General features: G+C 68.3%; 11 protein-coding genes. 7 read left to right on the top strand and 4 right to left on the bottom strand.

All coding sequences use genetic code 11. The features are described 5' to 3' along the window. Nucleotides 1–116: 116 nt before the first annotated feature. Complete coding sequence (locus AC6LJ5_RS22635) at nucleotides 117–791, bottom strand: 5-formyltetrahydrofolate cyclo-ligase (protein ID WP_498141686.1); 675 nt, start codon at nucleotides 789–791, stop codon at nucleotides 117–119. Between the two features lie 90 nt (nucleotides 792–881). On the opposite strand from AC6LJ5_RS22635, the gene AC6LJ5_RS22630 reads away from it, so the two are divergent. Together AC6LJ5_RS22630 and AC6LJ5_RS22625 are read left to right on the top strand one after the other, a co-directional pair. Continuing rightward, the gene (locus AC6LJ5_RS22630; protein ID WP_498141685.1) at nucleotides 882–3,008 is read left to right on the top strand and encodes a lytic transglycosylase domain-containing protein; all 2,127 of its coding nucleotides are present in this window, start codon (nucleotides 882–884) and stop codon (nucleotides 3,006–3,008) included. Beyond that, nucleotides 3,005–4,117, top strand: coding sequence for a tRNA nucleotidyltransferase/poly(A) polymerase-related protein (locus AC6LJ5_RS22625; RefSeq protein ID WP_392412165.1), 1,113 nt, complete (start codon nucleotides 3,005–3,007; stop codon nucleotides 4,115–4,117). Before AC6LJ5_RS22630 ends, AC6LJ5_RS22625 begins: the two co-directional genes overlap by 4 nt. Before the next feature lie 105 nt (nucleotides 4,118–4,222). On the opposite strand, the gene AC6LJ5_RS22620 is transcribed toward AC6LJ5_RS22625, so the two are convergent. Beyond that, nucleotides 4,223–5,410, bottom strand: a complete 1,188-nt coding sequence (locus AC6LJ5_RS22620) for a class I SAM-dependent methyltransferase (RefSeq protein WP_498141684.1) — start codon at nucleotides 5,408–5,410, stop codon at nucleotides 4,223–4,225. A 225-nt stretch (nucleotides 5,411–5,635) separates the two neighbouring features. Between AC6LJ5_RS22620 and AC6LJ5_RS22615 the strand changes: the two genes are divergently transcribed. The 4 genes from AC6LJ5_RS22615 to AC6LJ5_RS22600 all read left to right on the top strand — a co-directional run bounded on the left by AC6LJ5_RS22615 (nucleotide 5,636) and on the right by AC6LJ5_RS22600 (nucleotide 9,984). Then, nucleotides 5,636–6,592 (top strand): acetaldehyde dehydrogenase (acetylating), encoded by a 957-nt coding sequence (locus AC6LJ5_RS22615; protein ID WP_392412169.1) that lies wholly within the window; start codon nucleotides 5,636–5,638, stop codon nucleotides 6,590–6,592. A 15-nt stretch (nucleotides 6,593–6,607) separates the two neighbouring features. Next, nucleotides 6,608–7,627 carry a 4-hydroxy-2-oxovalerate aldolase gene (gene dmpG, locus AC6LJ5_RS22610; RefSeq protein ID WP_103271559.1) on the top strand — a complete coding sequence of 340 codons (1,020 nt, stop codon included), beginning with the start codon at nucleotides 6,608–6,610 and terminating at the stop codon, nucleotides 7,625–7,627. Nucleotides 7,628–7,719: 92 nt separating this feature from the next. Then, nucleotides 7,720–9,093, top strand: coding sequence for an MFS transporter (locus AC6LJ5_RS22605; protein WP_498141683.1), 1,374 nt, complete (start codon nucleotides 7,720–7,722; stop codon nucleotides 9,091–9,093). Nucleotides 9,094–9,174: 81 nt separating this feature from the next. Next, nucleotides 9,175–9,984, top strand: coding sequence for an IclR family transcriptional regulator (locus AC6LJ5_RS22600; RefSeq protein WP_498141682.1), 810 nt, complete (start codon nucleotides 9,175–9,177; stop codon nucleotides 9,982–9,984). 141 nt (nucleotides 9,985–10,125) lie between these two features. Here AC6LJ5_RS22600 and AC6LJ5_RS22595 read toward each other — a convergent pair whose 3' ends face one another. Both AC6LJ5_RS22595 and AC6LJ5_RS22590 read right to left on the bottom strand, forming a co-directional pair. Next, the gene (locus tag AC6LJ5_RS22595) at nucleotides 10,126–11,934 is read right to left on the bottom strand and encodes a DEAD/DEAH box helicase (protein WP_498141681.1); all 1,809 of its coding nucleotides are present in this window, start codon (nucleotides 11,932–11,934) and stop codon (nucleotides 10,126–10,128) included. Nucleotides 11,935–12,210: 276 nt separating this feature from the next. Next, nucleotides 12,211–12,972, bottom strand: coding sequence for a uracil-DNA glycosylase (locus tag AC6LJ5_RS22590; RefSeq protein ID WP_498141680.1), 762 nt, complete (start codon nucleotides 12,970–12,972; stop codon nucleotides 12,211–12,213). 381 nt (nucleotides 12,973–13,353) lie between these two features. On the opposite strand from AC6LJ5_RS22590, the gene AC6LJ5_RS22585 reads away from it, so the two are divergent. After that, the gene (locus AC6LJ5_RS22585; RefSeq protein WP_498141679.1) at nucleotides 13,354–15,027 is read left to right on the top strand and encodes a ShlB/FhaC/HecB family hemolysin secretion/activation protein; all 1,674 of its coding nucleotides are present in this window, start codon (nucleotides 13,354–13,356) and stop codon (nucleotides 15,025–15,027) included. The last annotated feature ends 17 nt before the right edge of the window (nucleotides 15,028–15,044 follow it).

Here is a 15,044-nt window from a genome sequence, read left to right as displayed (position 1 = left end):
GTGCAGGCCCGCGTTCGGCGGGCCTGCCGACGGTTGATGTTACAGATCGCACCGTTTTGGTGCAAGGGTGCGGGGCGGAAATGGTGCGCGGCGCGGGCCCCGGGGCGGGGCCAGGCTCAGCCGAGCCGATAGGAAAACAGCGTCGTGCCGCCCTTGCCGGGTTGCGACAGCGGCGCCTCGGGCACCCAGCCGTCCTCGGTCAGGATGGCGTCCAGCGGGTAATCGTGTTCGGCCGGCTCGTAGTCGGCGTCCAGCTCGCCGCAGCTCCAGGCGATGCCGATGGCGGTGAAGGGCTGGCCGCCGTCGCGCAGCGCGGCCAGCGTGCGGTCGTAGTAGCCGCCGCCGTAACCCACGCGGTCGCCAAACTGGGTAAAGCCGAGCGTGGGCGCCAGCACCACGTCGGGCGGCAGTTCGTCGCCCGCGGCGGGTTCCTGGATGCCGTAAGCGCCGCTGCGCATGGGGGCGTCCGGCGTCCAGGGCAGGAAGGCCAGCGGGGCGTTGCGTTCGCGCACCACCGGCAGCACCACGGTGATGCCGGCTTCCACCCATTGCTCGAGCAGCGGGCGCAGGTCGGGTTCGTCCTCCATGGGCCAGAACGCGGCCACGATGGAGGGCGCGCGGCGGCCGGCCTTGACCGCTTCGTCGCGGGCGGCGTTCAGCCAGGTGAACAGCCTTGCGCGCATCAGCAGACCGCCACGGCTGCGCTGGTTTTCCGGCAGGTTGGCGCGCAGTTGGCGCAATCGCGCGCGCAGCGGGACTGCGGTATCCTCTGGAGTATTTTGCGTAGTCATGCGGTAGCGGTAACGAGGGTGGAAAATGAAAGCAAGAATGCAGGCCTGCGACCAGGCGCAGAACAAGGCTGGCACGTGAGGAAGACACCCATGGCACACGCCCTGCAATCCGGACGGTATCAGAAATCCGCGCGGCCGGCGTCCGCCGCCGACGCGGCCCAGGCCGGCGCCGGCCTGCGCCGCTGGCTGCCGTTGCTGGCGTTGTTCACCGCCGCCTGCGCGCCGGTCGACGCGCAGCAGCGCAGCGCCTCGGTCAATCCGCAACCCCAGCCCGCCGCCCAGGCGTCGCAGCCCGCCATCGCCGTGCCGCCGGCCGTGCTGGCCGGCCTGCCGCCCACCAACGACACGCCCGCGCTGGCCGCCGTCCAGGCCGCGCGCGAGGCCATGAACCGCAAGCAGTGGTCGGTGCTGGGCGCGTTGGTGCCCCAGGCCAAGTCCGACCCGCTGGGCATGTACCCGGAATACTGGCTGCTGCGTTACCAGCTGTGGTCGCCGCCGGCCGGCGGGCGGCCCAACGCCGACCTGCAGCGCTTCATCAGCGGCAACCCCGACGCCTACCTGGCCGACCGCCTGCGCGGCGACTGGCTGCTGGCCGCCGCCCGCAGCGGCGATTTCGACACCGTGCGCAAGCTGGCGCCGGTGAAGAACAGCAACGCGCAGATCGAATGCGCGATCCTCGACGCCAAGCACATGAGCGGTCAGCGCGCCACCGCCGCCCAGGCCATGGCCGTGTTCCAGCCCGGCACCGCCTGTTGGGGCCTGTATGACCAGCTGGTGGCCGATCGCGTCCTGGGCTGGGACGAGCTTGAACCGCAGCTGCGCGACGCCATCGAGGCCAACAAGACCACCGACGCGCGCAAGTTCGTGCAGTACATGTTCGAGCCGCGCGACCAGAAGACCTACGACCTGCTCATCAAGGATCCGATGAAGTGGCTCACCCGGCAGGACCGCCTGCCGGTGGGCCGCAACGAGAAAGAGCTGGTGACCATCGCGCTGGCGCGCCTGGCCCGCTCCGACGTCAGCGTGGCCGATTCCTACCTGCGCCGCGAATGGGCCAAGTCCATGGCCAAGTCCAATCTCGCCTGGGTGCGCGGCCAGTACGCGCTGGCCGCCGCGCTGAACCTGGACAGCCGCGCCAACGATTGGTACCACGAGGCCGGCCATATCCGCATGACCGAGTACAACGCCGGCTGGAAGGTGCGGGCGGCGCTGCGCCAGCCCAAGATCGACTGGAAGTGGGTCATCGAGTCCATCGACGAGATGCCGCCGGCCCAGCGCGCCGACACCTCCTGGGTCTACTGGAAGGCGCGCGGCCTGGCCGCCACCGGCCGCAAGGACCAGGCCCAGGCCGCCTACGCCAGCATCGCCGACCGCTTCGACTTCTACGGCCAGCTGGCCGCCGAGGAATTGGGCCGCCGCATCACGGTGCCGCCGCGTCCCGCGCCGATCACCGACGCCGAGATCGCCGAGGCGCGCGCCAACCCTGGCTTGCGCCGTGCCGTGCAGCTGTTCCGGCTGGGCTGGCGCGCCGAGGCCGTGCCTGAATGGAACTTCGCGCTGCGCGGCATGAGCGACCGCCAGCTGATGGCGGCCGCCGAGCTGGCGCGCGCCGAGAACATCTACGACCGTGTGGTCAACACCTCGGACCGCACCGAGAAGGAATTCGATTTCAGCCAGCGCTTCATCGCGCCCTTCGAGGGCCGCGTCACGGCCAAGGCCAACGCCATCGCGCTGGACCCGGCCTGGGTCTACGGCCTGATCCGCCAGGAATCGCGCTTCATCATGGACGCGCGCTCGCACGTGGGCGCGTCGGGCCTGATGCAGCTGATGCCGGCGACCGCCAAATGGGTCGCGGGCAAGATCGGCATGACCGATTTCACGCCCGCCAGCGTCAACGATTTCGACACCAACACCGAGCTGGGCACCAACTATCTGAACATGGTGCTGCGCGATCTGGACGGTTCGCAGATGCTGGCCAGCGCCGGCTACAACGCCGGCCCGCGGCGGCCGCACAACTGGCGTTCCACCTTCACGCATCCGGTCGAGGGCGCGATCTTCGCCGAGACCATCCCGTTCAACGAGACGCGCACCTACGTCAAGAACGTGATGTCGAACTCCGTCTATTACGCGGCCATGTTCAGCGGCCAGCCTCAATCCCTGAAGGAGCGGCTGGGCAAGGTCGTGCCCCTGGGCGCCGAAAGCACCACGCTGCCATGACGCAGGACCCCGCAACCCAGGGCCTGCAGGTGTATATCGTGGGCGGCGCGGTGCGCGACGCCCTGCTGGGCCTGCCGGCCGGCGATCAGGACTGGGTCGTGGTCGGCGCCACGCCCGAGGATATGGCGCGCCGGGGCTTCATGCCCGTGGGCGGCGATTTTCCGGTGTTCCTGCATCCGCGCACCAAAGAGGAATACGCGCTCGCCCGCACCGAGCGCAAGTCCGGCCACGGCTACAAGGGCTTCACCTTCCATACCGGTGTCGACGTGACGCTGGAAGACGATCTGCGCCGCCGCGATCTCACCGTCAACGCCATTGCGCGCAAGCCCGATGGCGAGCTGGTCGACCCGCTGGGCGGCCAGGCCGACCTGCGCGCGCGCGTGTTCCGCCACGTGGGCGAGGCCTTCGAGGAAGACCCCGTGCGCATCCTGCGGCTGGGCCGCTTCGCGGCGCGCTTCGCCGATTTCAGCATCGCGCCCGAGACGCTGGCGTTGTGCCGCCGCATGGTCGAGGCCGGCGAGGCCGACGCGCTGGTGGCCGAGCGCGTGTGGAAGGAACTGTCGCGCGGCCTCATGACCGCCAAGCCGTCGCGCATGCTGGACGTGTTGCACCAGTCCGGCGCGCTGGCGCGGGTGATGCCGGAATTGCGGGAGCCGGCGGCCGTGGGCGCGGACGTGGACCGGGCCGCCACGCTGGGCCTGCCGCTGGCGTCGCGCTATGCGCTGATGTGCCGGCTGACGCCCGAGCGCGAAGCCCTGGGCCGGCGTCTGCGTGTGCCCACCGAATGCAATGATTGCGCGCGTCTGCTGCCGGAGATGCTGTCCGGCCTGGAGGCGGTCGACCGACAGGACGGCGCGAATGCGCAGCTGGCGCTGATCGAGCGCGCCGACGCGTTGCGCAAGCCCGAACGCTTCATGGATCTGATTCAGGCGGCCGCCGTGCTGCGGACCGTTGATGACGCTGCATGGCAGGCTCGCGTGGACGCGGCGCGCGGCGTGGACGCCGGCGCCATCGCGCGCGCCTGCGCGGGCGATCCGGCGCGCATCAAGGAAGGGGTCAGGCAGGCCCGGCTGGCGAGCCTGGCAGCGCTGGCGTCGCCGGCGAACTGAGGCCGGGAGGCGTCTTCAAGGCGGGGGCGCGTCTTCACGATCGGGACGCGCCGTCAAACCGCCGCGCAGCGTGGCGCGCGGCTTCTCCAGGGTTGCCGCCCAGGTTCAGAGCTTGCCGAGCCGGTCGCCGCGCGCGAAGCCGCGCAGCGGCGCGGTGATGCCACGGCCCACCGCCAGCACCTTGAACAGCTCGCCCATCTCGGCTTCCGACAGCAGCTTCTGCACCGGCGCGACGGCGCGCGCATAGGCGGCCGCATCCGAGGGGTCGAGCTGCGCCAGCAGCTCCATCAGGCCGGCGTTCATCAGGAAGCGCGCCTGCGAGGTATAGCCCAGCACCTGCAGCCCCGCCGCCTGCGCGGCGTCGGCCATGGCGGTGAAGTCCACGTGGGCGGTGATGTCCTGCAGGCCCGGCGCGGTGAAGGGATCGCCATGGGCGTGGTGCCGCAGATGGCACATCAGCGTGCCGCCCGCGCGCTGCGGATGGTAGTACTCGCTGCGCGGAAAGCCATAGTCGATCAGCAGCGCCGCGCCGCGTTCCAGCCAGCCGCCCATCGCGCCGATCCAGGCCTCGGCCTGCAGATTGATCTCGGATACATAGCCGGGCAGGGCCGGCATGCGCCCGGCCAGCGCGGCCGCCAGCGCGGGGCTGGCCGGGCGGTCTTCCCAGACGAATTCGTCGTGAGCGCCCAAGGCCACGCCGCGTTCCAGCGGCATTGCGTCTTCGCTCCAGCGGAACAGCGACACCGGCATGGCGTCCAGCACTTCGTTGGCCAGCACGCAGCCCGAGAAGGACGCCGGCAGCGCGTCCAGCCAGCGCACGCGCGCACCGAAGGGCGCCAGCCGCTTGGCCTGGACCGCGCGCAGGTCGGCCGACACTTCCAGGATCAGGTAGTCGGTGTGCGCCTGGCCCAGCGCGTCCAGCTCGCGCAGCACGCCTTCAGCCAGCGCGCCGGTGCCGGCGCCGAATTCCAGCACGGCGGACGTGCCGGTCTGCGCCAGCACGTCGGCGGCCTGGCGCGCCAGCGTGCGCGCGAACAGCGGCGTGAGCTGCGGCGCGGTGACGAAGTCGCCCGCCGGCAGCGCGGCGGCGTCGGCCGGGTCGGCCAGCTTGACGTTGCCGGCCGCGTAGTAGCCCAGCCCTGGCGCGTACAGCGCTTCTGCCATCCAGTGGTCGAACGGCAGCCAGCCGGACGCGGCCCGGATGGCCGCGCGCAGATGATCGGCCGCGGCGGCGCTGTGTTCGAGGGAGGCGGGATCCAGGGGCGGGAGATTGGTGGGAGCGGGGCGTTGCATGTAGCGGCCATGTGAGGAATCCGGGAATTTTAGCCGGGGGGCGGCATGCGCCCGTACTGGCAAGACTGTCAGGGGACCGGTAGGTCGTCCTGCGATGGTTTTCTCTAAATACTCACTATATGAGATCAATACTTATATATTGATAATTTAAAAAAACCTACCTACACTCCGGCCAATAAGGAAACAGGAAACCCACGACGGTGTTCGGAGAAAGGAAGGAGCCAAGTGTCCACAGCCCAACGCAAACTCAAGGCCGCCATCATCGGCAGCGGCAACATCGGCACGGACTTGATGATCAAGATCCTGCGCCATGGCCAGCACATCGAAATGGGGGCGATGGTCGGCATCGACCCGCAATCGGACGGTCTGGCCCGCGCGGCGCGGCTGGGCGTGGCCACCACGCATGAAGGGGTCGAAGGCCTGGCGCGCCTGCCGGTATTCCAGGACATCGACTTCGTGTTCGATGCCACCAGCGCCGGCGCCCACGTGAAGAACGACGCATTCCTGCGCGCGCTCAAGCCCGGCATCCGCATGGTCGATCTGACGCCGGCCGCCATCGGCCCGTACTGCATTCCCGTGGTCAACGGCGAGGACCACTTGGACGCCTTGAACGTGAACATGGTGACCTGCGGCGGCCAGGCCACGATCCCGATGGTCGCGGCCGTATCGCGCGTGGCCAGGGTGCACTACGGTGAAATCGTGGCGTCGATCTCCAGCAAGAGCGCGGGCCCCGGCACGCGCGCCAATATCGACGAGTTCACCGAAACGACGTCCAAGGCCATCGAGGCGGTGGGCGGCGCCACGCGCGGCAAGGCCATCATCGTGCTCAATCCGGCCGAGCCGCCGCTGATCATGCGCGACACCGTCTACACGCTGAGCGAACTGGCCAACGAGGACGCCATCGCGCGTTCGGTCGAGGACATGGCCGCCGCCGTGCAGGCCTACGTGCCCGGCTATCGCATGAAGCAGAAGGTGCAGTTCGACCGCATCGACACGCCCGTGCGCCTGCCCGGCGTGGGCGAGGCGCTCACCGGGCTGAAGACCTCGATCTTCCTGGAAGTCGAGGGCGCGGCCCATTACCTGCCTGCTTATGCGGGCAACCTGGACATCATGACCAGCGCGGGCCTGCGCACCGCGGAACACATGGCCCGCCGCATGCTGGCGGCCGCGGCGCTTGTTTGAGGGCGGTGACAGACGATGAACCAAGCCAAGAAAATCTATATCTCCGACGTGACGCTGCGCGACGGCAGCCACGCCATCCGCCACCAGTACAGTGTTGAACAGGCCCGGCGCATCGCCCGGGCGCTCGACGAGGCCAAGGTCGATTCCATCGAGGTCGCGCACGGCGACGGCCTGCAGGGCTCCAGCTTCAACTACGGCTTCGGCGCGCACACCGATCTGGAATGGATCGAGGCCGTGGCCAGCGAGGTCAAACACGCCAGGATCGCCACGCTGTTGCTGCCCGGCATCGGCACCGTGCACGACCTGAAGAACGCCTATGACGCCGGCGTGCGCGTGGTGCGCGTGGCCACGCATTGCACCGAGGCCGACGTCTCGCGCCAGCACATCGAGTACGCCCGCCATCTGGGCATGGAGGCCGTCGGCTTCCTGATGATGAGCCACATGACCGAACCGCAGGCGCTGGCGCGGCAAGCCAAGCTCATGGAAAGCTACGGCGCGACCTGCTGCTACGTGGTGGACTCCGGCGGCGCGCTCGGCATGCAGGACGTGCGGGACCGCTTCCGCGCCTTCAAGGATGTGCTCAAGCCCGAAACGCAGACCGGCATGCACGCCCATCACAACCTGAGCCTGGGCGTGGCCAATTCCATCGTCGCCGTCGAGGAAGGCTGCGACCGCGTGGACGCGAGCCTGGCCGGCATGGGCGCGGGCGCGGGCAACGCGCCGCTGGAAGCCTTCATCGCCGCCATCGACCGCATGGGCTGGAACCACGGCACCGATCTCTACAAGCTCATGGACGCGGCCGACGACATCGTCCGTCCGCTGCAGGACCGTCCGGTGCGGGTGGACCGCGAGACGCTGGCGCTGGGCTATGCGGGCGTATACAGCTCGTTCCTGCGCCATGCCGAGGCGGCGGCGGCCAAGTACCAGCTCAAGACCGTGGACATCCTGGTCGAGCTGGGCAAGCGCCGCATGGTGGGCGGCCAGGAAGACATGATCGTCGACGTGGCGCTGGACATCCTCAAGCAGCGCGCCTGATCCGCCAGGCGCCGCCTGGCATCCGCGCGCCGGTTCCGGCCGCCGCGCGGATGCCCACAATTTGAATATCAACGAGACAAGCAAGGTACTTCATGTCGACAAGACAATCGGGCCCGGCCATGGGCAACAGGCCGGCGGGCAGTCACGCCCGTCCGGAAGCCGTTACGGTCAGCGAGGCCGATCGCCGGCGCGCGCTGTTCGGCAGCGCGGTCGGCAGCACCATCGAGTGGTATGACTACTTCCTCTACGGAACGATGTCGTCCATCGTCTTTGGCAAGCTGTTCTTTCCGTCGAGCGATCCGGTCACCAGCCAACTGCTGGCGCTGGCCTCGTTCGCGCTGGCGTTCCTGATCCGTCCCATCGGCGGCATCGTGTTCGCGCATGTAGGCGACCGCGTCGGCCGCAAGAAGACGCTGGTGATCACGCTGTCCATCATGGGCCTGTCCACGGTGCTCATCGGCCTGACGCCGACCTATGCCAGCATCGGCATCTGGTCGCCCATCCTGCTGACCTTGCTACGCCTGCTGCAGGGACTCGCGCTGGGCGGCGAATGGGGCGGCGGCGTATTGCTGGCCGTGGAGTACTCGCCGGCGCACAAGCGCGGCTTCTTTGGCGCGGTGCCCCAGACCGGGGCCTTGTTCGGCCTGGCGCTGGGCAACTTCGCCACCTCGGGCCTGAGCGCGCTGTTCTCGGAGGAAGCCTTCCTGTCCTATGGCTGGCGCATTCCGTTCGTGCTGTCCATCGTGCTGGTGCTGATCGGCATGTGGATCCGCAACAAGGTCGAGGAAACGCCGTCCTTCCGCAAGGTGGCCGCCGAAGCCCGGGACAATCCCAAGCATGCCGGTGAACGCAAGATGCCGCTGGTGGAGACGCTGACCCGGCATTGGCGCGCCGTGCTGATCGCCATCGGCGCCAAGTTCGTCGAGACCAGCACCTTCTTTCTCTTCGCCACCTTCACCATCTCGTATCTGGTGGGCCTGGGCTATCCGCGCGTCCAGGCGCTGAACGTGGTGCTGGTCGCCGCGCTGATCGCTGTGCCGGTGATGCTGTACTTCGGCGCCCTGTCGGACCGCATTGGCCGCAAGAAGGTGTTCGCGTGCGGCACGGTGGCGATCGCCCTCTACGCGCTGCCGTATTTCTGGCTGCTCAACCAGGGTTCGGCGCTGATCGCGACGGCCGCCGTGGTGCTGGGTTTTTCCATCATCTGGTCCACCTACGGCTCCGTGCTGGGCACGTTCTTCGCCGAGAGCTTTCCGCCGAACGTGCGCTATACCGGCGTTTCGCTCGGCTATCAGGTGGGCGCGGCGCTGGTCGGCGGACCGATGCCGCTGATCGCCACCGCCCTGCTGGCCCGCTATGATGGCAGCTATGTCCCGGTGGCGGTCTTCATCGTCCTTTGCGCCGCGGTGTCGCTGATCGCGGTCGGCTTCACCAAAGACCGTACCGGGCAACCGCTGGATACGTGACGCGCAGGACGCGTGTCGCATCGGCGCCGCCGGCGCCGCTGGCCGTCGATGCCTCACGTTCCGTCACCCTCTGCTCAGCACATGACCGAAAATTCCGTCGACAAGACCGTCAAGGCCGAAAAGGCCGCCAAGACAGCCAAGCCGCTTGCCAGCCAGACCCTGTTCCGAGGACTCGACGTGGTCAGCGCGGTGGCCGAAGGCTGCCGCAGCGTGCAGGACATCTCCGACCGGACCGGCATCGCCTTCAGCACCACCCACCGGCTGGCCTCGGCGCTGGTGCAGATACGCTATCTGCGCTTCGAGCCGCGCAAGGGTTATCGACTGGGCAGCCGGCTGGTCGAGCTGGGTTTCATGGCCTACCGCGACTCCGCCATCACCACGACGGCGCGGCCCTTGCTCGAAGAGCTGGCCGCCCAGACGCAGGACACCGTGCACCTGGCCGCGCTGGATGAAGATGAAGGCATCATCTATCTCGACAAGATCGGCGGCCAGCGGCCCATCGAGGTCAACACGCGCATCGGCGGCCGCAAGCCCGTATGCAGCACCAGCGTGGGCAAGGCGCTGATCCTGGACCAGGGGCCCGCCGCGTGGAAACAGCGTTACGAACAGGAAGCCGCCAAGGGCATGGGCGGACGCCTGCCGCTGGATGAATGGCTGGCCGCGATGGCGGTCTATGCGGCCAAGGGTTACACCTTCGACCTGGCTGAAAACGTCGACGGCATCCGCTGCGTGGGCACGCCCGTGCGCGATGCCAGCGGCGCCATCGTCGCATCGATCAGCGTGACCAGCACGGACGCCTACACCGACGAGGCGCGCATGCACGAGATCATTCCGCTGGTGCAAAGCGTGGCCCGCAAGATCAGCATGCTGCTGGGCGCGGGCGGCGCATAGCCGGCATCGCGCCATGCGTCGCCGGCGCGCCGGCGGATTCAGCCTCCCAAAGCAAAACACCCCAGCCGTCGGAAATCATCCGATGCCTGGGGTGTTTTTCAGCTGGCGAGGCGCGACTGATGCCGCGCCCGCGAGCGGGGCTTAGCCGCGGCGCGCGCCTGCCGGCTTGCTGAAACGCTTGCCGCCGTCGCGCTTGTCGAACGAGGGCTTGCCGTGGAAACCGCCTTCGCGCTGCGGACGGTCGCCGAAGCTGGCGCGGTCGTTGAAGCTGGGGCGGTCGCCGCCACGGAAACCGCCTTCACGCGGGCCGCGCTCGTTGAACGGACGCGGATCGCGCTGGGCGCGGTCGCCGAAGCTGGGACGGTCGCCGTAGGAACGTTCGCCGCCACGGAAGCCGCCTTCGCGTTGCGGACGGTCGCCGAACGAGGGCTTGCCCTGGAAACCGCCTTCGCGCTGCGGACGGTCGCCGTAGGGGCGGTCGCCGCCACGGAAGCCGCCTTCGCGTTGCGGGCGATCGCCGAACGAGCGCTCGGCGCGGAAACCGCCTTCGCGTTGCGGACGGTCGCCGAACGAGGGCTTGCCATGGAAGCCGCCTTCGCGCTGCGGGCGGTCGCCGAACGAACGCTCGGCGCGGAAGCCGCCTTCACGTTGCGGACGGTCGCCGAAAGCGGGACGGTCGCCGAACGGGCGCGACGGACGCGCTTCGCGGTCGCCACGGTAACCGCCTTCGCGGTTGCCCTGGTAGCCGCCGCCGGGGCGCTTGCCGAAGGGCTTGCCGCCGCGCGGGCCGCCGGTGGACGGACGCGGCGTGCGCTGGGGTTCCAGGCCGGCGATGACTTCGGGCGTGATCGACTGGCCGATGTAGTGCTCGATGCGGCGAACCTTGTGGCGCTCGGAGTGCGTGGCCAGCGTGTAGGCCAGGCCGTTGCGGCCGGCGCGGCCGGTGCGGCCGATGCGGTGCACGTAGTCCTCGGCCTGCATCGGCAGGTCGAAGTTCACGGCGTGGCTGATGCCTTGCACGTCGATGCCACGGGCGGCCACGTCGGTGGCCACCAGGATGCGCAGCTGGCCGCGCTGCAGTTGCGTCAGGGTGCGGGTGCGCTGGCGCTGGTTCATGTCGCCGTGCAGGGCGGCGGCGGCAAAGCCCTGGTCGGCCAGGCGGTCGGCCAGATCGTCGGCGCCGCGCTTGGTCGACGTGAAGACGATGGCCTGATCCAGCGAGGCGTCGCGCAGCACGTGGTCCAGCAGTTGCATCTTGTGGCTGGCGTCGTCCGCGTACAGCAGGCTTTGCGTGATGTTGGTGTGCTTCTCCTTGGCGCCGGCGATCTCGATGCGCTGCGGTTCGCGCATCATGCGGGCGGCCAGCTTGGCCACGGTGCCGTCCAGCGTGGCCGAGAACAGCAGCGTCTGGCGGCTTTCCGGCAGGCGGCCGATGATGGTCTCGATGTCCTCGATGAAGCCCATGTCCAGCATGCGGTCGGCTTCGTCCAGCACCAGCGTGTGCACGGTGTTCAGTTTGACGCGGCCGGCGTTCAGGTGATCGATCAGGCGGCCGGGGGTGGCGACCAGCACGTCCACGCGGCGCGACAGCGCCTTCAGTTGCGCGCCGTAAGGCATGCCGCCCACGACCGTGGCGGTGCGCAGGTCGGCCAGCTTGCGGCCGTAGGTGGCGGTGGCGTCGGTGACCTGCAAGGCCAGTTCGCGGGTCGGGGTCAGCACCAGCACTTGCACGCCGACGCCCTTGTTGGCGGGCATCTGGGCGATGCGGTGCAGCGCCGGCAGCATGAAGGCGGCGGTCTTGCCGCTGCCCGTCTGCGAGGACACCATCAGGTCATGGCCGGCCAGGGCCTGGGGAATGGCGGCGGCCTGCACGGCGGTGGGGGTGCTGAAGCCGGCGTCTTGCACGGCGGACAACAGGGCAGGCGCGAGGCCGAGGTTTTCGAAAGACATAACTTTCCCTTGCCGCGGTCAAAGCGGCGCATTGCCAGGTCGGGCCGAAGGTAGGGGCGGCGATCCGGGCGACGGTTGATGGAGCATCGTGCCGACCGAATCAACCGTGCGCGTGACGCGTTCCATGTAACTGCCGGGAACGCAGGGCGAAAGGAAAGGAGGTCAGGAATCGATGATGTTCGGCATGGGCCAGGGCGAGAGGCTGCCCGGCAGACTGCAAAAAAATCCGCTAAATCAACGCGGTAGATGCCGAACTCGTTTTGTGCAGTGCGGCGATCATAACCCGAATTCGCCTTGCCTGGGAATTATTTTTTTGTCCAGTACCCAATCAATAGGGTTTTTCCCTTGGTCAACCAGCCAGCGATTGGTCGCCGCGAAATGGCCGCAGCCCAGGAAGGGCACGGGCGGGCGGCGGGCCGACAGCGGCGAGGGGTGATTGGACATCAGCACCAGATGGCCGCTGTTGCCGGGCAGCAACGCCTGCTTGGCCTGGGCGTGCGCGCCCCACAGCAGGAAAGCCTTGGGCGAGGGGTCGCGCGCCACCAGCGCGATCAGCGCGTCCGTCACCGTTTCCCAGCCGCGCTTGGCGTGCGAGGCGGGCTGGCCGTCTTCCACGGTCAGCGCCGTGTTCAGCAGCAGCACGCCCTGGTCGGCCCAGGGGCTCAGGTCATTGCCGGCCGGCACGGGGGTGCCGGGGAATTCCTGGGCGATCTCATTGAAGATGTTGCGCAGGCTGGGCGGCCGCTTGCAGTCGTCCGGCACCGAGAACGCCAGCCCCTGCGCCTGCCCTGGGCCATGGTACGGATCCTGGCCCAGGATCACCACCCGCACGTCCGACGGCGCCAGCCCATGCAGTGCGCGGAACGGCGTGGCCGGATAGACCACCGCGCCGTCGGCCAGGCGTTGCTCTATATGAGCGGTCACGGCGGCCAGCGCGTCAGCCACGGCGCGCACCGCGAAAGCGGCTTGCCATGCGGGGGGAAGTTCGGCGGCCTGGGCGGCCAGGGCGGAGGGGAGCAGGCGGTTGTCCATGGGCATGGGCGCGATTGTGGCACAGGGTCATGGACCGTTCCGGAGCGTGGCGCTGCTTCGGGTTTCTCCCTAGTGCACTTTGAGACCAGTCCGATGGAACTCCACCGTGTTTCTCGGTAGGTTGTAACCAATCCGAATTCTCGCCCAATGGGTGCGAACTTGGTAAGAAATGATAAAAAACATACAACTTCCGATATTGTCGCCAATTATTAATTCAAAAGTTTTTATTTTTCGACATATTCAAGCCTTAAGTTCCGGCAATACAGTTCCGTCAAATAAAACGTAGTCGGTTTTTATTTCAATAAGAAACAAATGCGTACCCGTCATATCAGGCGGAAAACCCTCCGGCATAAGGGTTTCCGTCGAGTGGCGCTGTCGGCTGCATTGATGGCGTTCCTTGCTTTCCCCTCGGCCGCGCAGCAGACGCCCGCTGAAGCCGCCGCCCGTGCCAGCGAAATCCAACGCCGCCAGGAACAGGAGCTGGAGGCGCAGCGCGCCCGCGCCGCCCAGCGGCCCGACGTCCTGTCCGCGCCCGAGGCGCCGGCCGCCGGCGAAGGGCCGCTGGTGTTTCCCCAGGAAAGCCCCTGCTTCGTCCTGCGCGAAGTCGTCTGGGATGGCGCCTTGCCGCCGGCGGACCTGCGCAAGCTGGCCGCCACGGCCGTCGGCCCCTGCGTGGGCGGGCTGGGCCTCAAAACCCTGCAAGAGCACCTGCACGCCCGGCTCATCGACCAGGGCCGTGTCACCGCGCGCGTGCTGGTCCCCGAGCAATCGCTGGCCGCCGGCACGCTGACGCTGCGCTACGTGCCGGGCCGTATCTCGGCGGTGCAGAGCGAGGGCGCGGCCGGCTGGTGGCGCACCGCCTTGCCGACCGGGCCGGGCGGCGAGCTGAACCAGCGCGACCTGGACCAGGCCCTGGAGAACATCCGCCGCCTGGGCAGCCAGGCCGACGCCTCCATCGACGTGGCGCCGGGCCCCGAGCTGGGCGATTCCGACATCGTCATCAAGCCCGGCACCGGCAAGCGCTGGCACGCGTATATCGGCGGCGACAACGCCGGCATGGAATCCACCGGCAAGGAGCAGATCAACGCCGGCCTGACGCTGGATTCGCCGCTGTTCCTGTACGACCAGTTCTCGGTCTCCTGGAACAGCAACGCCGCCTTCGGGCGCGACGACGCCGCCACGCGCGCCGGGTCCGTGAACTACAGCATTCCCTTCGGCTACTGGACGCTGTTCGCCAGCGCCAGCCGCTCGCGCTATCGCCAGACCGTGGCGGGTTTCGACGAGCCCATCATCTATGCCGGCACCACCAAACAGGTGGACATCGGCGTGTCCGTGGTGCCGTATCGCGGCAGCACCTACAAGGGCACCGTGATGTTCAAGCTGCTGCGCAAGCGGGTCAACAGCACGATCAACGACATCGACATCGAGGTGCAGCGCCGCGACGTCACCGGCTATGAATTCAGCTACGGGCATCGCCACTACGTGGGCCAGGCCGCGCTGGACATCGGCGGCGGCGTGCGCGGCACTTTGCCGCAATGGTCCAACCAGTCCGGTTACGTGTACGGCGATCCCGACTGGAACGGACGCAGCACCATTCTCACGGCCAACGCCGGGCTGTACCTGCCGTTCAAGCTGTCCGGCCAGCAGCTGGCCTATCAGGCCAACTGGCAGATCCAGCACGCCAAGACGGCCATCGTGCCGTCCGACTATTTCACCATCGGCAACCGCTACGCGGTGCGCGGTTTCGACGGCCAGATGACGCTGGCCGCCGAAGACGGCTGGAGCCTGCGCAACGACCTGTCGCTGAATCTTGGCGACCTGGGTCAGCAGCTTTACGTCGGATTGGACGTGGGCCGGGTCGGCGGGCAGTCGGCCCAGTTCCTGTCCGGCCGCACCCTGGTCGGTTCCGTCGCCGGCCTGCGCGGCCGCGTGACCATGCCCGGTCTTGCCAATGCGGTCAACGCCAGCTACGACCTGTCGCTGGGTTGGCCGCTCAAGAAACCAGAAAGCCTGAAGACGCAGCACACCGTGTTCGCCGCGTCGCTGATGTTCGAGTTCTAGCGTGAAGCGCGGCCGGG

The sequence above is a fragment of the Achromobacter sp. 1011791174 genome (assembly GCF_059760925.1).
The sequence above is the reverse complement of the archived record's forward strand: the minus strand, read 5'-3'. Positions and strand labels throughout refer to the sequence as shown.